Consider the following 18,840-nt stretch of genomic DNA (forward strand, 5'->3'; position numbering starts at 1 on the left):
AGTACCTATGGCTGCGCCAAGACCGGCCGTCCGGCCGAGTCACTCCCATTCAGCGCCGGGGTGTTGCGCGAGCTTCAGGCGAACATGGCGTCGAGCAGCAGCATGAACACGAACCCCGCGAGCAGCGTGCCGGTGGCGAGGGTCTCGAACCCATTGCGGTGTGTCTCGGGAATGATTTCGTGGCTGACCACGAACAGCATGGCGCCCGCGGCCAGGGCCAGGCCCAGTGGGTAGAACACCGGCAGGCTGCCGAGCACCGCGAGGCCGAGAATGGCCCCCAGCGGTTCGGCCAGACCGGTGAGTGCGGCCACGCCCCAGGCCTGGCCTGCGCTGCGGCCCAGTGTGCGCAAAGCCATGGCAACGATCAGGCCTTCGGGCATGTTCTGCAGGCCGATGGCCAGTGCGACCGAGGCACCGGCCTGCACGCTGTTGGCATCCTGCGGGCCGGCGTAGGCCGCACCCACCGCCAGGCCTTCGGGCACGTTGTGGATCAGGATGGCCAGCACCATCAGCCACGCACGTTGTGCGGTCGCGCCATCCACGGTGTGCGAGGCATGGCCTTGTGCGGCCGGCGGCAGCACCGCGTGCTCGTGCGGCAGCAGGCGATCGATGAGCAGCATCAGGCCCATGCCCAGGGCCAGCCCGACGCCGCTCAGCGCGGTGGCCGCGGTGCGTGCGCCGAACAGGGTTTCACCTGCGTCCAGCGCGGGCAGCAGCAACGCGAAGATCGCGGCCGCGAGCATCACACCAGCCGAGAACGACATCAGTGCGGCCTCCTGCAGCTTGCTCACGCGTTGCACCAGGAACACCGGCAGCGCGCCCACCGCAGTGGCCACCGCTGCGAGCAGGGACGCCTGCACGCCCGCCGCCATGGCGCCGCCATGTTCGGCCGCCTCCCACCACGCGCGCGTCGGTGCCCAGAAGGTGCTGAGGGAGGCCAGGCCGGCCATCAGCAACAGGGCGGTGCCCAGCGCGAGCAGGGCGGTGCGCAGGGTGTGTGGCGGCAGGGGCAGTTCCCGTTGTTGCATCTGGGCCCAGACGGGGCGGACTTGGCGGATCAGTTCGGCCATGGGGCGCTCCTGTGTGAATCGAAAAGAGCGTTCAGTTTGTCAAAAACTATCGATGCAGGCCAATGGATGTTGGCAATGAAGGGCATAGCGACGGCGATACAGTGGCCTTCAGGAGCCCTTTCGATGACCAGACGCCACCGCTTCGCCATTGTGTTGACCACCGCCCTGGTGTGGAGTGCGACGGTCTTCGCGCAGTCCACACCCGCTCCGGTGCGCGCAGAGATCGACGCCATGCTGAACCGCCTGGAGACCTCGGGCTGCCGGTTCCAGCGCAACGGCAGCTGGCACGACGGCGCCCGCGCCAAGGCGCATCTGCTGGACAAGCTCGAGTACATCGAGAAGCGCGGCACCTTGCGGAACGCCGAACAGTTCATCGAGCTGGCGGCATCGCGCAGCAGCCTGTCGGGACGGGCGTATCAGGTCGGCTGCGAAGGTGCTGCGCCGGTCGAAAGCCGGCAGTGGCTGGGTGAACAGCTCAGGGCCATTCGCGGGAATGCTGGTGGTCACCGTCCCTGAATGAAAAAAAGCGACGCCATGGCGTCGCTTTGTCTGATGGGAGAACGGGATCAGCTGAAGAACGACTTCGCCTTCTCGAACCAGCCTTTGTCGTTCGGGCTGTGCTTGTGGCCGCCTTTCTTGAACGACTCGTCCAGCTCCTTGAGCAGCTTGCGCTGGTGCTCGGTGAGCTTGATCGGCGTCTCCACCGCCACGTGGCAGTACAGGTCGCCGGGGTAGCTGCTGCGCACGCCCTTGACACCCTTGCCGCGCAGGCGGAAGGTCTTGCCGCTCTGCGTGCCTTCGGGCAGGTCGATGGTGGCCTTGCCCGCCAGCGTGGGCACGTCGATCTCGCCGCCGAGCGCCGCGATGGTCATGCTCACCGGCACCTGGCAGTGCAGGTCGTCACCCTCGCGTTCGAAGATGTCGTGCTTTCGCAGGCGCACTTCGATGTAGAGGTCGCCCGATGGCCCGCCGTTCTGCCCGGGCTCGCCGTTGCCGGTGCTGCGGATGCGCTGGCCGTCGTCGATGCCGGCGGGAATCTTGATTTCCAGCGTCTTCTGGCGCTTGATCTTGCCCTGGCCATGGCAGGTGGTGCAGGGCTCGGGAATGATCTTGCCCTGGCCGTGGCAGGTGGGGCAGGTCTGTTGCACGCTGAAGAAGCCCTGGCGCATCTGCACCGAACCCTGCCCATGGCAGGTGGTGCAGGTCTTCACGCTGGTGCCCGGTTTCGCGCCGGTGCCGCTGCAGGTTTCGCAGTTGTCCCACGAGGGGATGCGGATCTGCGTTTCCTTGCCGGCGGCGGCTTCCTCCAGCGAGATTTCCATGGCGTAGGAGAGGTCGGCACCCCGGTACACCTGGCGGCCGCCGCGTTGGCCGCGAGCGCCTCCGAAGATGTCGCCGAAGATGTCGCCGAAGGCGTCACCAAAGCCGCCAAAGCCTTCCGCGCCACCCGGGCCGCCACGCATGTTGGGGTCCACACCCGCGTGGCCGTACTGGTCGTACGCGGCCTTCTTCTGCGGGTCGGACAGCATCTCGTAGGCCTCTTTGGCCTCCTTGAATTTCTCTTCGGCGGCCTTGGCCGCATCGCCCTGGTTGCGGTCAGGGTGGTGCTTCATCGCCAGCTTGCGATACGCCTTCTTGATCTCGTCGTCCGAGGCGTTCTTGGGCACGCCCAGCACTTCGTAAAAATCGCGTTTAGCCATGGTCTCTAACTAGCTTGTGTGGAACACAAACGCCGCGTCAGGTTGCCCGGACGCGGCGAGTGATGATCGGAGGCGGGCTCCCGATCAGCCCTTCTTGACTTCCTTGACTTCAGCGTCGACCACGTCGTCGTCGGCCGGCTTGCTGCTGCCCGCCTGCTGCTCGGCGCCTTCGGCACCACCCGCGGCGGCGGCCTCGGCCTGCGACGCGGCGTAGACCTTCTCGCCCAGTTTCTGGCTGGCCGACATCAGCGCTTCGGTCTTGGCCTCGATGGCTTCCTTGTCGTCGCCCTTGGCGGCTTCTTCCACGTCCTTGATCGCGGCTTCGATGGCTTCCTTCTCGGCGGCCTCGAGCTTGTCGCCGTGCTCACCCAGCGACTTCTTCACGCTGTGGACCATGGCTTCGGCCTGGTTGCGCGACTGCACCAGCTCGACCTTCTTCTTGTCGTCGGCGGCGTTGAGTTCGGCGTCCTTCACCATCTGCTGGATCTCGTCTTCCGACAGGCCCGAGTTCGCCTTGATGGTGATCTTGTTTTCCTTGCCGGTGCCCTTGTCCTTGGCGCCCACGTGCAGGATGCCGTTGGCGTCGATGTCGAACGACACCTCGATCTGCGGCATGCCGCGCGGCGCGCTCGGAATGCCCTCGAGGTTGAACTCGCCGAGCAGCTTGTTGCCCGAAGCGATCTCGCGCTCGCCCTGGAACACCTTGATGGTCACGGCCGGCTGGTTGTCCTCGGCGGTGGAGAACACCTGCGCGAACTTGGTCGGGATCGTGGTGTTCTTGGCGATCATCTTGGTCATGACGCCGCCCATGGTCTCGATGCCCAGCGACAGCGGGGTCACGTCGAGCAGCAGCACGTCCTTGCGGTCGCCGGAGAGCACCTGGCCCTGGATGGCGGCACCCACGGCCACGGCTTCGTCGGGGTTCACGTCCTTGCGCGGCTCCTTGCCGAAGAACTCCTTCACCTTCTCCTGCACCTTGGGCATGCGGGTCATGCCGCCGACCAGGATCACGTCGTGGATGTCGGAGGCGCTGATGCCTGCGTCCTTGATGGCGGTGCGGCAGGGCGCGATGGTGCGCTCGATCAGTTCTTCCACCAGGGCTTCGAGCTTGGCGCGCGTGAGCTTGATGTTCAGGTGCTTCGGGCCCGAGGCGTCGGCGGTGATGTAGGGCAGGTTCAGGTCGGTTGCGGCCGAGCTGGAGAGCTCGATCTTGGCCTTTTCGGCGGCTTCCTTCAGGCGCTGCAGCGCGAGCACGTCCTTGCTCAGGTCGACGCCCTGGTCCTTCTTGAACTCGCCAATGATGTAGTCGATGATGCGCTGGTCGAAGTCTTCACCACCCAGGAAGGTGTCACCGTTGGTGGAGAGCACTTCGAACTGCTTCTCGCCGTCGACATCGGCGATCTCGATGATGGACACGTCGAACGTGCCGCCACCCAGGTCATACACGGCGATCTTGCGGTCGCCCTTTTCCTGCTTGTCCAGGCCGAAAGCCAGGGCCGCGGCGGTGGGCTCGTTGATGATGCGCTTCACGTCCAGGCCTGCGATGCGGCCCGCGTCCTTGGTGGCCTGGCGCTGCGCGTCGTTGAAGTACGCCGGCACGGTGATCACCGCTTCGGTCACCGGCTCGCCCAGGTAGTCCTCGGCGGTCTTCTTCATCTTGCGCAGGATGTCGGCGCTGACCTGCTGGGGCGAGATCTGCTTGCCGCGCACTTCCACCCAGGCGTCGCCGTTGTCGGCGGCGGCGATGGTGTAGGGCATCAGGTCGATGTCCTTCTGCACTTCCTTCTCGGTGAACTTGCGGCCGATCAGGCGCTTGATCGCGTACAGCGTGTTCTTGGGGTTGGTCACGGCCTGGCGTTTGGCAGAAGCGCCGACAAGCACTTCGCCGTCTTCCTGGTAGGCCACGATCGAAGGCGTGGTGCGGGCGCCCTCGGCGTTCTCGATCACCTTGGTGTTGTTGCCTTCCATGATGGACACGCACGAGTTCGTGGTGCCCAGGTCAATGCCGATGATTCGTCCCATGTTATTGCTCCGATGCGAAAAATGAAGATGTGAAAAACGATGTGGGGAAGGTGTGGATAACCGGTGGGTATTTCAAGCCCGCCATGCCGTTATTTCGGGGCTGCGACCGTGACCAGGGCCGGGCGCAGCACGCGGTCGGCGATCAGGTAACCCTTCTGCAGCACGGCCACCACGGTGTTGGGCTCCTGGTCGGCCGGCACCATGCTGATGGCCTGGTGCTGGTGGGGGTCGAACTTCGCGGCACCGGTGGGGTTGATCTCCAGCACCTTGTGGCGCTCCAGCGCGCTCTTGAGCTGTTTCAGGGTGGCTTCCGTGCCTTCGCGCAGCTGCTCGCGCGTGGCTTCCTGGATCGCCAGGCCGGCTTCCAGGCTGTCGGCCACGGCCAGCAGGCTCTCGGCGAAGCTTTCCACGGCGAACTTGCGCGCCTTGCTCACCTCTTCCTCGGCGCGGCGGCGGGCGTTCTCGGCCTCGGCCTTGGCGCGCAGGAACTGGTCGGCCAGGTCGGCGTTCTGCGCCTTCAGGGTGGCGATTTCCTGGGCCAGTGCCGCCTCGGCATCGGCCTGGCTGGCGGCTTCGGCGGCCAGCGCTTCTTCGGGGCTCACGGGCGTGGCGTTCGGGTCGGACGGTGGGTTGGTTGGCGTCTGGCTCATCGTGGCGGAAGGCGTTTCGGGGTGGTGGGAAGGGGCAGCGGCCCCATAAATGGGGCAACTGGGGCTGGGCCAGGGGATTTCAAGGGGGCTTTTTGCAAGACATCGCCCGCCCGAGGAATGAGCGGTCTTTACCGGCCTGGCATCGCACAGGCCCACGCGTCATGCCTGCCCGGCGCGGGGCGGCTGGGTTATCGATGCCACCGGCAGCGCTGGGCCCGGATTCTATCGCTCACCCAGCCGGTTCCGGCGGCGCGAAACGCCGCCTGCTCCCTAAAGACAGGCGCCTCGGGTGGTAAACACCGCCGGCCTCGCGGGGGTCAGCGGCCGTTGGCCCGCCCGGGATGGCGCTTGTCCAGCCCCATGGACTGCTCGATGCGCCTGGCCGCGATCTTCAGCCGGGGCAGGATGTCATTGACCGCGCGCAGCTCCGAGTCGCGGTCGACGATGAAGCTGGCGTTGAGCGCGGCGACCACATGGCCGTCCCCGTCCTGCAGGGGCACCGAAATCCCGCCGTAGTCGGGTTCGTACTGCCGCTGGGTCAGCGCCCAGCCCTGGTGGCGAGCGGCCTGCAGGCCTGCCATCAGTTCGTCGATGGACATGAGGGAGTCCGGCATCACCTGCGTGAAGCCCATTCCCTGCGTCCACTGCTCCAGTGTTTTCGCTGGCAGGGCCGCCAGCAGCACGTGGCCGATGGAGTGCAGGTGCGCGGGGACGCGGCTGCCGATGCCTGGGTCGAAGGTGAGCAGGCGCTTGGCGGGCACGCGCAGGATGAAGACCACATCCCGGCCCTCAAGCACACCGATTGACACCGTCTCGTTGATCTGGTCGGAGAGCTCCTCCACCACCGGTTGCGCGACCGCCGAGAAGGGCAGGCCCGCAAGGTACTGGTAGCCGAAGTCCAGCACCTTGGCCGTCAGGCCGAACAGGCGGCCGACCTGCTGGACGTAGCCCAGCTGCACCAGGGTCAGCAGCACGCGCCGGGTGCTGGCGCGGTCCAGCCCGGTGCGCTCGGCCAGCTCCGCCGAGCTGACCAGCGGCTTGGTGGCTTGGAATGCCGCCAGCACCGACAGCCCCTTCTCGAGCGACTGGAGGTAGCTGCCGCGCAAGGCAATGTCGGGCGGGGCGGGGTTGTTGCTGATGGTCGGGTTCACAGGTGGGACTTCGGTCAAGGCCGCGCCAGGTGGGCGAAGACGAGCTCGAGGGTCTTGGCGGGCTGCTCGCGCGCCGGCGTATGGCCGCATTGTCCGAGCAGCACCGCGTCGCAACGCGGGATGCGGTCCAGCAACGGCAGCGCATTATCGGTGTAGGGGCAGGGCTTGTCGTCGCGGCCGTGGATGAGCAGCACGCGGGCGGCAATGCGGCGCAGCACCTCATCGGGGATGCGCACGCTGTCGAGCAGGGCCTGCTTGTCGCCCGCCATCATTCGCCCGAAATACGGGCCGATGTCGCCTTGCTGCAAGGTGTCCCAGCGTGTCTGCACCATGGCGTCGGTGATGCTCGCGGGGTCGAGCATGGAGCTTTGCATGGCATCGCGAAGCTGGGCCAGGCTTTGCGGAAAAGTCCAGAACTTCTCGAGTGGCGGGTTCACGCGGTGGTGGCCGCCCCCGGTGCCCGTGGCCACCACGTGGCTGATGTCGGTGTCGTCGGCGGCCAGGCGCAAGGCCAGCGCACCACCCATGGACTGGCCCCAGATGCGCAGCGGTTCACCGGGCGAGCAGGCCTTGAGTTCGCCCGCCAGAAAGCGGGCCTGGCGCACCCACAGCTCGAAGTCGAACAGCGGGTCGTTGCTTTTGCGCGCCGAGCCGCCGAAGCCGACGAGGTCCATGCCGACCACGCGGTAGTGGCGCGCGAGTTCGTCGATGACGGAGGAGAAGTTCGCGGTGATCGAGGTGCCCGGGCCCACGCCGTGCAGCAGCAGCAGGGGCGCGCCGTCGCCGGCGCTGTAGGTGCGGACCTGGAAGTCTTCGAAGGTGATGGTGTCGAGTTGCATGGGGCGTCAGGCGGTGGCGGCAACGGCGAGCGGCTGGTAGAGGTCGGGCATCATGTTGGGCCGTGGGGCGTGGCCCACGCCCCGGCGCAGCGTGAGCACGGGCAGCAGGCGTTCCTGCACGTTCAGCGTCTCGTAGCGGCCATCCGCGAAGGTCCAGTCTTCGTGGCGCTTTTCCAGGATGGTGATGTCGGCCTGCCGGCCCACGGCGATGCGACCGATCTGGTGCTGCAGGCCGATCACGCCGGCGGGGTGGTCGGTGGCCGCGCGGATCACCTCCATCAGCGGCATGCCCAGTGCCCACAGCCGGCTCATCGCACCGAGCAGGCTGTAGTCGAGCTTGCTGTCGTCGTGGTAGCTGTTGAAGTCGCCATGCAGGTCGCTGCTGATGCAGTGCGGGTAGATGCCCTCGGCCATCAGCATGCGTGCGATGCGGTAGCTGAAGTTCACGCCGTAGCCGATGTCGAAATGCACACCCATGTCGCGCGCGCGGTGAACGACGGCGGGCACGGTGGTCTCCTCGCCGATGATGCCGTCGGGCATGCTGCTGTAGATGTGGGCCAGGGTGTCACCAGCCTTCAGGAGCGGCAGCACCTGCTCCAGCACGCTGCGCGGTTCGGGGCGCTGCGATTCGATCACCGGGAACAGCTGGCCGGTGTGCACATACAGCGGCACGCCCGCAGCCTTGCCCGCGCGGCTGGCTTCCTCGAGCACGCGCGTGCCCCAGTGCGACAGCGCGCCCGACTCGCCATGGCACTTGATGCCGCGCACCGCATCGGGGTGGGTGCGAAACAGGTTCAGCACGGACTCCACATCCGTCATGTCGGGGTTGTGCAGCACGTCGCCCTTCATGCCACCCATGAGGGCGCCGGCGACGTTGATGGAGACGAAGGCGCGCACGTCGGTGGCGGCCTTGTCGATCACGTGGGCCTTGAAGCCGCCGAAGGTCCAGGGGCCGGTGCTGCCCTGGTCGACCACGGTGGTGGCGCCCGAACCCACGCCCGCGTCGTCGGCCCACAGCCCGAAGTTGGTGATCCATTCATAGATGTGCACATGCAGGTCGACCAGGCCCGGGCAGACCAGCTGGCCTGACGCGTCGATGCGTTGTGTGGCGGTGGCCCGCGCGAGGCCGCCGTTCTCGGCTTTCACCACGGCCGCGATGCGGCCTTCGTGGTCGATGGCAATGTCGGCCAGCGCATTGAGGCCGGAGGCGGGATCGACAACGGTGCCGCGTTCAATGAGGGTGGCGTAGGTGGGGAGGGACATGGCTTCGGTCGTGCGTTGAAATGCGGAATGCGTCGCATGATCCATGCCAGTGTTCGCATTGCGTTCATGAATGCCAAATAAATCGCATAACGATAAAAATATATAAATTGGTGCGATAAATGCATCGATTTTGTGCACAAAGTGCACGTCGTATTTTTCGTCGCCAAGCGACTGTCTCAAGCCGAATCCGAGAAAAATCTTTGTGAATCAAAGATCTCCGGGGGTCTGGGGTGTCCGCAGAAAGGCATGGCATGCCTCGTGCAAACGGTGTGCGCATCCATCCACTGCAACGGAGCCACTCCATGTCCCAGCGATCCACCCCCACCACCCGCCCGGCACTTCTGCCCGCGCTGCGCCGCTGCCTGCCGCTGCTGGCACTGGCTGTACCCACACTGTGGTCTGCCACTGCACAGGCCGCTGATCTCACCCTGGTCACCGACTTCGGCGTGAACGGCCGCCACGCCTACTTCTTCGTGGCGCAAGAAAAGGGCTACTATCGTGACGCCGGCCTGAACGTGACCATCGTGCGGGGCCAGGGGTCCGCCGATGCCATCAAGAAGGTGGCCGCTGGCTCAGCGCAGGTAGGCTTCGCGGACGCGGCCTCGCTTGTGCTGGCCCGCGCCAACGACGAGGTGCCCGTCAAACTGCTGTCCATCGTCTACCAGCAGCCACCCCAGGCCATCTTTGCGCTGGAAAGCAGCGGCATCCGCAGCGCGCGCGACCTGGTCGGGCGCAAGGTGGCAGACACCGCCTCCAGCGCGGTGCCCCTGCTGTTCGGTGCCTACGCGCAGAAGGCCGGCATCGCCAAGGAGCAGGTGAGCTGGATGGTGGCCGACGGTGCTTCGCTGCCGGCGGTGCTGGCCACTGGCCGTGCCGATGCCATCGGCCAGTTCACCGTGGGTGAGGCCCTGCTGCAGAAAGCCGTGGCGCCGCAGAAGCTGGTGCGCCTGGCTTACAAGGACGTCGGCCTGTCCTACTACGGCAATGGCCTGATCGCTTCCGAAAGCATGATCAAGCAGCAGCCTGAGGTGCTGAAGTCCTTCGTCGCGGCCACGCTGCGCGGCATGCAGGAAGCTTTCCGCGATCCGGCCGGCGCCGGCCAGATCCTCAACGCGGCGCAGAAGCAGGTCGATGCCGCCGTGGCCGAAGCCGAAACCAAGGCCGTGGCCGAACTGGCGCAGAACCCGGAGGGCCCGATGGGCGGCATTTCCGTGACCGGCATGCGCAACACCGTGGACACCGTGGCCGGTGCTTTCACGCTCAAGCGCAAGGTCACGCCAGAAGAGATGTTCGTTCCCGGTTTCACGCCGCGTTGATGAACGCCAGCCTGCACGACATGGCCGCCGGGGCAGGGCTTGCGCAAGCGCAGGCCCTGCGCGACAGCGCCTACAACAATGGCGCGGCGGTGGCCGACAGCGCCGCCATCACGCGCGGCTGGGTGTCGCGCGGCGAGGCGGTGCGCCGCCTCGGCGGAGCGCGCCTGGGCTGGTCCTATGGCAGCGCGCCCCGTCAGGCGATCGATTTCTTCCCCGGTGCGGACGACAGCCTGCCGCTGCTGGTGTTCTTCCACGGTGGTTACTGGCAGACACGCGCCAAGGAAGACTTTTCCTTCGTCGCCGAAGGCCCGCTGGCCGCCGGCTTCGCCGTGGCGATGGTGGGCTACACCCTGGCGCCGGATGCCAGCCTGCCAGGCATCGTGCAGGAGTGCCGCGACGCGCTGGCTTTCCTGCGTGGCGCGTTCGGTGCACCACCCCTGATGCTGGCCGGCTGGTCGGCCGGCGCACACCTGGCGACCAGCCTGATGGACGAGGCTGGCGTGATGGCCACTCTGGCGATCAGTGGCGTCTACGAGCTGGAACCGTTGCGCCACACCTACCTCAACACCGCCCTGCGCCTGGACGAGGCCACGGCCAAGGCCTGCTCGCCCCTGAACAACCTGCCCGGCGCGCATCGGCCTCTCAGCGTGGCCTGGGGCGGCAGCGAGCTGCCGGCCTTGCGCTCGCAGTCCGAGCGCTATGTGCACCAACGGCTGTCGCACGGCCAGCCCACCCATGCGATGCCGCTTGCCGGCCTGCACCACTTCAGCGTCCTCGACGAACTCGCCGCGCCGCACGGCCGCCTGACGCAGGAACTGCTGCGCCTGGCCCGCGCCTGAGCGAACGGCATCGCCCCTCCTGTCTTCCTGTCATGAACCTTCCCTACCTCGACCCGAGTCTGCTGGCCCCGCCCACGACGCAGACGCCCATCTTCCACGTGAGCCGGGTCTCCAAGACCTACGAGACCGCCAGTGGAACCACACTGGCCCTGACCGGCATCGACCTCGACATCCCACCGGGCAGTTTTGTGTCCATCGTGGGGGCGTCCGGCTGCGGCAAGTCCACCCTGCTCAAGATCCTGGCCGGCCTGGAAGACGCCACCGAAGGTGTTGTGCTGCGCGAGGGCCGTGAACTCGACGGCCCCTCGCGCGACGTCAGCATCGGTTTCCAGGAACACGTGCTGTTTCCCTGGCTCACCATCGAGCAGAACGTGATGCTGCCGACCGAGATCTACGGCATGCCGGCCGAGGCCAGCCGCCAGCGGGTGCAGGAGCTGCTGCGCATGTCGGGCCTGGCAGACTTCGCGCGGCGCAAGCCCGCCGAGCTGTCGGGCGGCATGAAGATGCGCGCCGCGCTCTGCCGCGCGCTCTCCACCGATCCGCGCGTGCTGCTGCTCGACGAGCCCTTCGGCGCGCTCGACGCCCTCACGCGCGAAGAGCTGTCGCTGGAACTGCTGCGCATGTGGGAGAAGGCGCGCAAGACCGCCTTGCTCATCACGCACGACATCGACGAGGCCGTGCTGCTGTCCGACACCGTGGTGGTCATGTCCCCGCGGCCGGGCCGCATCGTCGAGATCATCCCCATCGACCTGCCTCGGCCGCGCAACGAGGAGACGGCCGCGCTGCCGCGCTTCACGCAGCTCACGCAGCACATCCGCAAACTCATCTTCTCGCCCCGCAAGGAGGCCGCATGAAAAAGAGCACGCTCCATCCGGCCGTGGTGCGCACGGGCCTGACCGCGCTGTCCGTCGTCGCGATGCTCGCCGTGTGGGAACTCGCGGTGCGCAGCCTGCAGCTGCCGCAATGGATCCTGCCTTCGCCCGCCTCGATCGTGCAGGTGGCCAACGAATGGCGGCAGGACCTGCTGGTGCATTCCTGGGTCACGCTCTACGAGACGCTGGTCGGGTTCGCGGCTGCGGTGGCTCTGGCGCTGCCGCTGGCCATGCTGATCGCCTTCACGCCGCTGCTCAAGCACACCATCTACCCCGCGTTGCTGGTGTTGCAGTCCGTGCCCAAGGTCGCCATTGCGCCGCTCATCACGCTGTGGGCCGGGTTCGGTGTGCTGCCCAAGATCATCGTGGTCTTCCTGGTCTGCTTTTTCCCGATCATCGTCAGCGCCACGGCCGGCCTGGAGTCCGCCTCGCGCGGGCGCATGGACCTCATGCGTTCGCTGCGCGCCAGCCGCTGGCAGACCTTCTGGCGCCTGCGGCTGCCGCAGGCCATGCCGCAGATCATGGTGGGTTGCAAGGTGGGTATCACGTTTGCGGTCATCGGCGCGGTGATCGGCGAATTCGTCGGCTCCGAACAGGGCCTGGGTTTCCTGATCCTCACCGCCACTGCGCAGTCGAACACGCCACTGGCCTTCAGCGCGCTGGTGGCGCTCACCGTCATCAGCATCGTGCTGTACTACCTCGTCGAGCGGGCCGAGAAGCTGCTTGTTCGCTGGAGCGATTGAGCAACATGAACCAAGCCATCCAGGGACGCCGCGGCATCGCGGTGGCGCCGCACGCCACCGCCGCCCAATCCGCGCTGGCGGTGCTGCGCGAAGGCGGCAACGCGATCGAGGCCATGGTCGCCGCGGCGGCCACCATTGCAGTGGTCTACCCGCATATGAACAGCATCGGCGGTGACAGCTTCTGGCTCATCGCCACGCCCGACGGCGGCAGCCACACGGTGCGGGGTGTCGACGGCTCCGGTGCCGCCGCGGCCGACACCACACGCTACGCGGGCCGTGCAAGCATTCCTTTCCGGGGTGGCGACGCGGCGCTGACCGTGGCGGGTACGCTGAGCGCCTGGGACCAGGCCTTGCAACTCAGCCGCGAGCGGCTGGGTGGGCGCATGCCCTTGTCGCGCCTGCTGGCCGACGCGGTCGACTACGCCCGCCACGGCACGCCGGCCACCGCCAGCCAGCAGCGCAACACCGCCAGCAAGCGCGTCGAACTCGAAGCGGTGCATGGCTTCGCCGAGGTGTATCTGCCCGGCGGTGCGGTGCAGCAGGCCGGCGAACTGTTCCGCCAGCCGCGCCTGGCCGACACCTTCGAACACCTCGCGCGCGCCGGGCTCGATGACTTCTACCGTGGTGACCTCGCGCGCGGCATCGCCCGAGACCTGCAGGCCGCCGGCAGCCCGCTCGCGCTGGCCGATCTGCAAGCCCATCAGGGATTGCTGCGCGAGCCGCTGGTGCTGCGGCACAGCGCCGGCCACCTCTACAACATGCCGCCGCCCACGCAGGGGGTGGTGTCTCTCACCATCCTCGGGCTGCTGGACCGCCTCGGCATTCAGGGCCTGGACCACCTCGGGCCCGACTACGTGCACCTCGCCGTGGAGTCGGTGAAGCAAGCCTTCGCGGTGCGCGACCGCCACATCACCGACCCGGCTTTCATGTCGATCGATGCGCAGGCGCTGCTCGATCCGGCTGCCCTGGATGCACAGGCCGCGCGCATCGACCCGACGCGCGCCGCGCCCTGGGGCCAGGGCAAGGGCCCGGCCGACACGGTGTGGCTGGGTGTCATCGATGGTCAGGGCAACGCGGTCTCGATGATCCAGAGCATCTACCACGAGTTCGGCAGCGGCATCGTGCTGGGCGAGAGCGGCATCACCTGGCAGAACCGTGGCGCTTCCTTCTCGCTGGACGCTGCGCACATCAACGCGCTGGCGCCGGGCAAGAAGCCCTTCCACACACTGAACCCCGCGCTTGCCCTGCTGGCCGATGGCCGCGTGATGGTCTACGGCAACATGGGTGGCGACGGCCAGCCGCAGAGCCAGTCGGCGGTGTTCACGCGCACGGTGGTGTATGGCATGGACCCGCAGGCCGCCATCTCCGCCCCGCGCTGGCTGCTGGGCCGCACCTGGGGGCAGTCGTCCGACAGCCTCAAGCTGGAGAGCCGCTTTCCGGCGGCCACGATCGACGAACTGCGCAGGCGCGGTCACGAGGTGGAGGTGCTGGGCGACTTCGACGAAACCTTCGGCCACGCGGGTTGCCTGCTGCGCGACACCAGCGGAAGGCTGGTGGGCGGCTCGGATCCGCGTTCGGACGGGGTGGTGGCGGCGTTCTGAGCGCCCGATGCTGGCACTGCCTTTGCATGCCGGAATGTCGCCCCCCGAATTCCCGCTGCGAGGTCACCATGTCCGGCATCAGTTTCGTCACCCGCCCGCCGATCAGCACCCAGATCCTGCCCAAGCTGCGCCAGGACATCATCGAGGGACACTGGCGCCCAGGCGACCGCCTGCCCGAGCCACTGTTGTGCGAACAGTTCGGCATTTCGCGTACCCCGTTGCGCGACGCCTTCCGCGTGCTGGAGGCCGAGGGCCTGCTCAAACTCGTGGTCAACGTGGGGGCGGTGGTGTCGCGGCCTTGCCCGAAAGAGCTGGAGGGCACGTTCCGCGTCCTGGCCCTTCTGGAGGCCGGGGCCGCCGAGCAGGTGGCCCTGCGCCAACCCGCGGATTGCCTCACCGCGCTGCGACAGATCCACGGCCACATGGAACGGCTCGACCAGTCGTCGAGCCCCAGGACGTACTTTCAGCTCAACGACGCCTTTCACCGCACCGTGGTGGACGGCGCCGGCAACCCCGTGCTGACGACCATGCGGGAGCAACTCATGATCCAGATTACGCGGCTTCGCTACACCTACTACCGTCGCCAGCTCTCGCCCGCCCGCACGGGCGGCGGGCATCCCGAGGTGTTGCTGGCCCTGGAGCAGGGCGATGGCCCGCAGGCCTTCGCCGCCATGCGCGAGCATGTGGAGGCCGTGGCCCGCCGCATGCTTGTCCTGGCTGGCCAGCCCTGATCAGTCTGTGCGCAGCTTGGCCTTGAGGGCCACGTCGGCCCAGCGCGCGTTGTCCTCGCGCACGAAGGCGGCGAACGCCTCGGGCCCGCGCACTTCGGGCTCGGCACCGTTCTTGCGCAGCGCGGCCAGCATCTCCGGCGTGTTGACGATGCGCGTGATCTCCTGGGCCAGGTAGTTCACGATCTGGGGCGGCGTGCTCTTTGGCGCGAAGATGCCGAACCAGCCTTTCACAATCAGGTTGGGCATGCCCGCCTCCGCTGAGGTGGGTACACCGGGCGCGGCGGTTGAGCGCTCGGTGCCGGTGACCGCCAGCGGGCGCAGCTGGCCGCTTTGCACGAAGGGCAGCATGGCGGGCAGGTTGTCGATGGCGAACTGCACCTGGCCGGACACCAGATCCACCATGGCTGCCGACGTGCCCTTGTATGGAATGTGTGTGGCTTCGGCGCCCGAGAGCGACTTGAACAACTCACCCGCAAAGTGCGCGGTGGTGCCGTTGCCAGCCGATGCGTAGTTGAAGTGGGTGGCGCTCTGGCGCGTCAGCGCCACCAGCTCGGACAGGCTGGCCGCTTTCACGCTCGGGTGCACGGCCACCAGGTTGGGCACGGCGGCGATGTTGACCACGGGGGCGAGGTCTCTCTCCACGTCGTAGCCCACCTTGCTGATGTGTGGACTCATGGCGATGGGGCCAGCCGCGCCCAGCAGGATGGTGTACCCGTCGGCGGGGGCCTTCACCACATGAAGGGTGCCGATGGCCGCGCCCGCACCGGGCTTGTTGTCCACGATCCAGGGCTGGCCCGTGGTCAGGCTCGCCTTGTCGGCGATCAGCCGGGCGACGATGTCGCTGGTGCCGCCGGCGGGGAAGGGCACGACCAGGCGCACGGCGCGCTCCGGGTACTTGCCAGGGCGTGGGGGTTCCTGCGCCAGTGCCGAGCCGGCCGTGAGCAGAAGGGCGATGGCGCAGCGGCGGTGCATGCGCGGAAGAAAGGCGTGGGTGATTTTCATATGGGGATCACGATGAGGAGGTCAATGAGAGAGGCGTCGAGCACGACCTGACGGGAGGCGAAGCGCATGCCTTCGTCCGTGCGCACCACCACGTCGTCGTAGTGACCGCAGAGAAAGAGACGCGCGTCCCGGGCCGCCATCGTTCGCGCCAGCAGAAAGCTGGTCTTCACGCGCCAGGTGGCGTCGCCCGTCTGGCGAACGAGCGGGTGGCTGAGGATGTGGCGGTAGGCGTGCGGTTCGAAGACGTTGGCCGATTTCAGGCCGAACAGCCGATCGACCATCATGGGTTTGCCGATGCAGTCGATGAGGCCGACGGGGTAACCCTTCTGCAGGTTCTCGGCGGTGGTCACGCGGTAGTTCGCGTCGTCGGTGAAGTGGTCGGGCCACTCGTCGAAGCGCTGGTCGTCCAGGCCGTCGGCGCAGAGGGTCAGCAATTCGACGATGGCGGCATGGTCGGCGGGCCGTGTGGGCCGCTTGGCCAGTGCGTTCAGTTCGGTGGTGAGCGAGGCGTTCATGCTGCGGCTCCCATGCAGTCCTTGTAGGCCTTCCAGAAACCGCGCACCGCGGTTTCCGTCACGCGCGAGTCCAGGCTCGCCACGTCGTCACCCCCCATGCGGATGACCGCCTTGTGCTCACCCGGGTGGCGGATACCTCGCTGGATGAAGTTGCCGATGATCCCGTCCTCCAGCGACACCAGGCCGGCCGGTCCGACCAGGTTGGCCTGCTTGATGCGGGCCATGGATTGTTCGGGCGTGTCGTCCTGTGCACCCAGCAGTACCCACACCAGTTCGCATTCGTCCACGCCGCGCGGAATGAGTTGGCGCACCGCGAGTGAGTTGCCGATCTGCTGCATGATCAGATTCGGAAACACCGAGGTGATCGAGCTCACGATCGGGTCATCGAATTCCTTGAATTGCCTGACCAGCGTCGGGTCGGCCAATCGGATGTCCGATTGCAGTGAGCGGTTGCCGCTGTAGGCCTCGTCATTGAATTGCTCGACCGATTCCGTGTAGCTGATGCTGTTCCACTGGTTCTCGCTGATGGCCATTCCGCCGGCCATGTCGAGCCGGTTGAGGCGGAAGGTGGTAAAGAACACATGCAGCAGGCTCGCGTGGTACGAGTCGCGCGTGTTCTCCATGTACAGCTTCCAGTTGTTGCGCATCCGCTGCCGGTAGGTGCCGATGATCTTCATCGGCCGCCCGATCGTGCGGGCGATGTGGTGCTGCACGCGCGAGCCGAGGTAGGTCTGGATGTCGGGCGGGTTGTCGGAGAAGCTCGCGAAGATCAGCCCCGAGAAGGTGGCGACCTTCAGGCTGCGCAGTCCGTTCTTCGCGTAGTCGAAGTCTTCCGGCACGCCGCCCTTGCCATTGACGCCCTTGGCAAACGCAACGCGCTTGAGGTTGCCGCGCAGGTCATACACCCAGTTGTGGTACGGGCAGCTGAGCGACTTGGTCTGGCCCTCCTGCGAGAAGCAGAGGATGGATCCCTTGTGCGCGCAGCGGTTGACGAGCACGCGGATGTCGCCATGCTCGTCGCGCAGGACGATGACGGGCGTGCTGCCGATCCACGTGGTCTTGAAGGTGCCAGGGGTGGATATCTCCAGGTCGATGCCGACGTAGACCCAGGTGGGGCCTTCGAAGATGCTGGCCTGTTCCATGGCCTCGCTCTCGGGGGCCGAATGCAAGGCGTAGGGAATCTCGGAGACACGGAGCTTTCCGATGCTCTCGGGGGCGATGGTGAACGTGGTCATACGCGATCGTGGTGGTGAATGAATGCGTGCCTTTCAGCACGATGCATGCCACGCGGATCTCAGCGCGTCGTGAACCGTGTTTCCCTCTCAAAACCCCTGTTGGCATGGGGTACGCCGGGGTGGGCTTCGTACGATTGCGTGCGTATTTCGTATTTCATGCACGCCATTGATGGGTTGCACCCAATCTTGTCGCATCGTATTTTCGGCAGCGGCCCGCAGAAGGCCGCGGTGGGGGCCGCGCGTGTCAGGCGGGTGGGCGCAGCGCATTGCGCGGCGTGGCGGCTCCGTCGCGCGCGTTGAGCAGATTGCGCTGGTGCCAGCGGCTGGCGAAGGTGCGCAGGTCGCCGAGGCTGCGTGCCAGCTCGGCACCGTGCGGCGTGAGTTTGTAGCCCTTGCCGGAATGGTCCAGCAGATGGGCGGCGCGCAACTCCTTGATGCGCGTGTTGAGCGTGTTGGGCGTGACCCCGCCCACACTGTCCTGCAGCAGCCGGAAGGTCTGCGGATGGCCGTCGCTCAGGGCCCAGATCACGCGCAGCGCATAGCGCGATTCCAACAGATCGAAGAGCTGGATCACGGCGGCGTTGTCCTTGGCACTCATGCTCGGTCTCCTGGGGCGGCCCTCTCGGCTCTCGCACTATAAGCAGGAAAACCGTTCGCTACCAGTTTGCTAGCTGTGCGGTATGGCAGTGTGGCGCAAAGGCCAAGGCTCCGGATTTACCCGGATTGCGGTTCGCTCGCCACCGGCGCATCGCGCCGGTACACCTTGCGCAGCAGACCGATGAGGGTCTGCAGTTCCTCGGCCGACAGGCGGTCGGCCACGTCGAGCTCCAGCGAGGTGGCCGTCGCCTGGGCTTCGCGGTAGAGCCGCTGTCCGGCGGCCGAGAGGTGCAGTCCCTGCGCACGGCGGTCGGTGGGGTGCGGCTTGCGCAGGATCAGGCCGCGTTTCTGAAGACTCTTGACCATGCCCACGAGGTTGGGTGGCAGGATGTCCAGCGTGGAACAGATCTGGCGGGAGGTGACACCGGGGTTGTGCGCCACCACCGAGAGCACCGAGAAGTCCACGGGGCGCATGCCATGCGGCTCCATGCGGCGCAGGAACACGGCGATCACCGCGAGCGCGGTGCGGCGCGCGTTGTAGCCGAGCAGGGTCTCGAGGTAGCTGGTGTCGATCTCGGGAGCGCTGTCGGCCGCGTTGCTGGGCGAGACCGGCATGGTGGACGGCGGCTTGCGCGGGCGGTACACCCGGCGCAAGGCGTTGGCGGTGGAGTTGGAAGACGGGGCTGGCATGGTG

General features: G+C 66.9%; 19 protein-coding genes. 7 read left to right on the top strand and 12 right to left on the bottom strand.

What is annotated here, in order from left to right; genetic code table 11:
- Positions 1–74 precede the first annotated feature (74 nt).
- Complete coding sequence (locus tag J2X09_RS08815) at positions 75–1,070, bottom strand: ZIP family metal transporter (RefSeq protein ID WP_204733249.1); 996 nt, start codon at positions 1,068–1,070, stop codon at positions 75–77.
- A gap of 123 nt (positions 1,071–1,193) precedes the next feature.
- Between J2X09_RS08815 and J2X09_RS08820 the strand changes: the two genes are divergently transcribed.
- Positions 1,194–1,586, top strand: a complete 393-nt coding sequence (locus J2X09_RS08820) for a YfeK family protein (RefSeq protein WP_204733248.1) — start codon at positions 1,194–1,196, stop codon at positions 1,584–1,586.
- 50 nt (positions 1,587–1,636) lie between these two features.
- Here J2X09_RS08820 and dnaJ read toward each other — a convergent pair whose 3' ends face one another.
- The 6 genes from dnaJ to J2X09_RS08850 all read right to left on the bottom strand — a co-directional run bounded on the left by dnaJ (position 1,637) and on the right by J2X09_RS08850 (position 8,695).
- Positions 1,637–2,770: a molecular chaperone DnaJ gene (dnaJ, locus tag J2X09_RS08825; protein ID WP_204733247.1), complete on the bottom strand. Its 1,134-nt coding sequence runs from the start codon at positions 2,768–2,770 to the stop codon at positions 1,637–1,639.
- 84 nt (positions 2,771–2,854) lie between these two features.
- Positions 2,855–4,792, bottom strand: a complete 1,938-nt coding sequence (gene dnaK, locus J2X09_RS08830; protein WP_204733246.1) for a molecular chaperone DnaK — start codon at positions 4,790–4,792, stop codon at positions 2,855–2,857.
- Positions 4,793–4,881: 89 nt separating this feature from the next.
- On the bottom strand, positions 4,882–5,442 hold the full coding sequence (gene grpE / locus J2X09_RS08835) for a nucleotide exchange factor GrpE (RefSeq protein WP_204733245.1): 561 nt from the start codon (positions 5,440–5,442) through the stop codon (positions 4,882–4,884).
- Between the two features lie 317 nt (positions 5,443–5,759).
- Positions 5,760–6,593 carry an IclR family transcriptional regulator domain-containing protein gene (locus J2X09_RS08840; RefSeq protein WP_204733244.1) on the bottom strand — a complete coding sequence of 278 codons (834 nt, stop codon included), beginning with the start codon at positions 6,591–6,593 and terminating at the stop codon, positions 5,760–5,762.
- Positions 6,594–6,607: 14 nt separating this feature from the next.
- The gene (locus J2X09_RS08845) at positions 6,608–7,432 is read right to left on the bottom strand and encodes an alpha/beta fold hydrolase (protein ID WP_204733243.1); all 825 of its coding nucleotides are present in this window, start codon (positions 7,430–7,432) and stop codon (positions 6,608–6,610) included.
- 6 nt (positions 7,433–7,438) lie between these two features.
- Positions 7,439–8,695, bottom strand: a complete 1,257-nt coding sequence (locus tag J2X09_RS08850; RefSeq protein ID WP_204733242.1) for an amidohydrolase family protein — start codon at positions 8,693–8,695, stop codon at positions 7,439–7,441.
- A gap of 302 nt (positions 8,696–8,997) precedes the next feature.
- Between J2X09_RS08850 and J2X09_RS08855 the strand changes: the two genes are divergently transcribed.
- The 6 genes from J2X09_RS08855 (at position 8,998) to J2X09_RS08880 (ending at position 14,797) form a co-directional block, all read left to right on the top strand.
- The gene (locus J2X09_RS08855; RefSeq protein WP_204733241.1) at positions 8,998–10,011 is read left to right on the top strand and encodes an ABC transporter substrate-binding protein; all 1,014 of its coding nucleotides are present in this window, start codon (positions 8,998–9,000) and stop codon (positions 10,009–10,011) included.
- Positions 10,011–10,850 (top strand): alpha/beta hydrolase, encoded by an 840-nt coding sequence (locus tag J2X09_RS08860; RefSeq protein ID WP_310308015.1) that lies wholly within the window; start codon positions 10,011–10,013, stop codon positions 10,848–10,850. The genes J2X09_RS08855 and J2X09_RS08860 overlap by 1 nt, the downstream gene beginning before the upstream one ends.
- Positions 10,851–10,882: 32 nt before the next feature.
- Positions 10,883–11,704, top strand: a complete 822-nt coding sequence (locus tag J2X09_RS08865; RefSeq protein ID WP_204733240.1) for an ABC transporter ATP-binding protein — start codon at positions 10,883–10,885, stop codon at positions 11,702–11,704.
- Entirely contained in the window at positions 11,701–12,465 is a 765-nt protein-coding gene (locus J2X09_RS08870; RefSeq protein ID WP_204733239.1) for an ABC transporter permease, read from the top strand. The genes J2X09_RS08865 and J2X09_RS08870 overlap by 4 nt, the downstream gene beginning before the upstream one ends.
- 5 nt (positions 12,466–12,470) lie before the next feature.
- Complete coding sequence (locus J2X09_RS08875; protein WP_204733238.1) at positions 12,471–14,066, top strand: gamma-glutamyltransferase family protein; 1,596 nt, start codon at positions 12,471–12,473, stop codon at positions 14,064–14,066.
- A 68-nt stretch (positions 14,067–14,134) separates the two neighbouring features.
- Complete coding sequence (locus J2X09_RS08880) at positions 14,135–14,797, top strand: GntR family transcriptional regulator (protein WP_204733237.1); 663 nt, start codon at positions 14,135–14,137, stop codon at positions 14,795–14,797.
- On the opposite strand, the gene J2X09_RS08885 is transcribed toward J2X09_RS08880, so the two are convergent.
- From J2X09_RS08885 to J2X09_RS08905, 5 genes are all read right to left on the bottom strand, one after another.
- Complete coding sequence (locus J2X09_RS08885) at positions 14,798–15,799, bottom strand: Bug family tripartite tricarboxylate transporter substrate binding protein (RefSeq protein WP_204733236.1); 1,002 nt, start codon at positions 15,797–15,799, stop codon at positions 14,798–14,800.
- A complete protein-coding gene (locus J2X09_RS08890; protein ID WP_204733235.1) occupies positions 15,796–16,314 on the bottom strand; it encodes an aromatic-ring-hydroxylating dioxygenase subunit beta in 519 nt (172 codons plus the stop codon). Before J2X09_RS08890 ends, J2X09_RS08885 begins: the two co-directional genes overlap by 4 nt.
- A complete protein-coding gene (locus J2X09_RS08895) occupies positions 16,311–17,549 on the bottom strand; it encodes an aromatic ring-hydroxylating oxygenase subunit alpha (protein ID WP_204733234.1) in 1,239 nt (412 codons plus the stop codon). The genes J2X09_RS08890 and J2X09_RS08895 overlap by 4 nt, the downstream gene beginning before the upstream one ends.
- Positions 17,550–17,793: 244 nt before the next feature.
- Positions 17,794–18,147 carry a winged helix-turn-helix transcriptional regulator gene (locus tag J2X09_RS08900; protein WP_204733233.1) on the bottom strand — a complete coding sequence of 118 codons (354 nt, stop codon included), beginning with the start codon at positions 18,145–18,147 and terminating at the stop codon, positions 17,794–17,796.
- 116 nt (positions 18,148–18,263) lie between these two features.
- Positions 18,264–18,761, bottom strand: a complete 498-nt coding sequence (locus J2X09_RS08905; protein ID WP_374726494.1) for a MarR family winged helix-turn-helix transcriptional regulator — start codon at positions 18,759–18,761, stop codon at positions 18,264–18,266.
- Positions 18,762–18,840: the final 79 nt, after the last annotated feature.

The organism is Hydrogenophaga laconesensis, assembly GCF_031457235.1.
GTDB lineage: Bacteria > Pseudomonadota > Gammaproteobacteria > Burkholderiales > Burkholderiaceae_C > Hydrogenophaga > Hydrogenophaga laconesensis.

What these genes read in the sequence shown, in the direction of transcription:
- J2X09_RS08815 (WP_204733249.1), bottom strand. Translation starts at nt 1,070, where the DNA reads ATGGCCGAACTGATCCGCCAAGTCCGCCCCGTCTGGGCCCAGATGCAA.
- J2X09_RS08820 (WP_204733248.1), top strand. Translation starts at nt 1,194, where the DNA reads ATGACCAGACGCCACCGCTTCGCCATTGTGTTGACCACCGCCCTGGTG.
- dnaJ (WP_204733247.1), bottom strand. Translation starts at nt 2,770, where the DNA reads ATGGCTAAACGCGATTTTTACGAAGTGCTGGGCGTGCCCAAGAACGCC.
- dnaK (WP_204733246.1), bottom strand. Translation starts at nt 4,792, where the DNA reads ATGGGACGAATCATCGGCATTGACCTGGGCACCACGAACTCGTGCGTG.
- grpE (WP_204733245.1), bottom strand. Translation starts at nt 5,442, where the DNA reads ATGAGCCAGACGCCAACCAACCCACCGTCCGACCCGAACGCCACGCCC.
- J2X09_RS08845 (WP_204733243.1), bottom strand. Translation starts at nt 7,432, where the DNA reads ATGCAACTCGACACCATCACCTTCGAAGACTTCCAGGTCCGCACCTAC.
- J2X09_RS08850 (WP_204733242.1), bottom strand. Translation starts at nt 8,695, where the DNA reads ATGTCCCTCCCCACCTACGCCACCCTCATTGAACGCGGCACCGTTGTC.
- J2X09_RS08855 (WP_204733241.1), top strand. Translation starts at nt 8,998, where the DNA reads ATGTCCCAGCGATCCACCCCCACCACCCGCCCGGCACTTCTGCCCGCG.
- J2X09_RS08860 (WP_310308015.1), top strand. Translation starts at nt 10,011, where the DNA reads ATGAACGCCAGCCTGCACGACATGGCCGCCGGGGCAGGGCTTGCGCAA.
- J2X09_RS08865 (WP_204733240.1), top strand. Translation starts at nt 10,883, where the DNA reads ATGAACCTTCCCTACCTCGACCCGAGTCTGCTGGCCCCGCCCACGACG.
- J2X09_RS08870 (WP_204733239.1), top strand. Translation starts at nt 11,701, where the DNA reads ATGAAAAAGAGCACGCTCCATCCGGCCGTGGTGCGCACGGGCCTGACC.
- J2X09_RS08875 (WP_204733238.1), top strand. Translation starts at nt 12,471, where the DNA reads ATGAACCAAGCCATCCAGGGACGCCGCGGCATCGCGGTGGCGCCGCAC.
- J2X09_RS08880 (WP_204733237.1), top strand. Translation starts at nt 14,135, where the DNA reads ATGTCCGGCATCAGTTTCGTCACCCGCCCGCCGATCAGCACCCAGATC.
- J2X09_RS08885 (WP_204733236.1), bottom strand. Translation starts at nt 15,799, where the DNA reads ATGAAAATCACCCACGCCTTTCTTCCGCGCATGCACCGCCGCTGCGCC.
- J2X09_RS08890 (WP_204733235.1), bottom strand. Translation starts at nt 16,314, where the DNA reads ATGAACGCCTCGCTCACCACCGAACTGAACGCACTGGCCAAGCGGCCC.
- J2X09_RS08895 (WP_204733234.1), bottom strand. Translation starts at nt 17,549, where the DNA reads ATGACCACGTTCACCATCGCCCCCGAGAGCATCGGAAAGCTCCGTGTC.
- J2X09_RS08900 (WP_204733233.1), bottom strand. Translation starts at nt 18,147, where the DNA reads ATGAGTGCCAAGGACAACGCCGCCGTGATCCAGCTCTTCGATCTGTTG.
- J2X09_RS08905 (WP_374726494.1), bottom strand. Translation starts at nt 18,761, where the DNA reads ATGCCGGTCTCGCCCAGCAACGCGGCCGACAGCGCTCCCGAGATCGAC.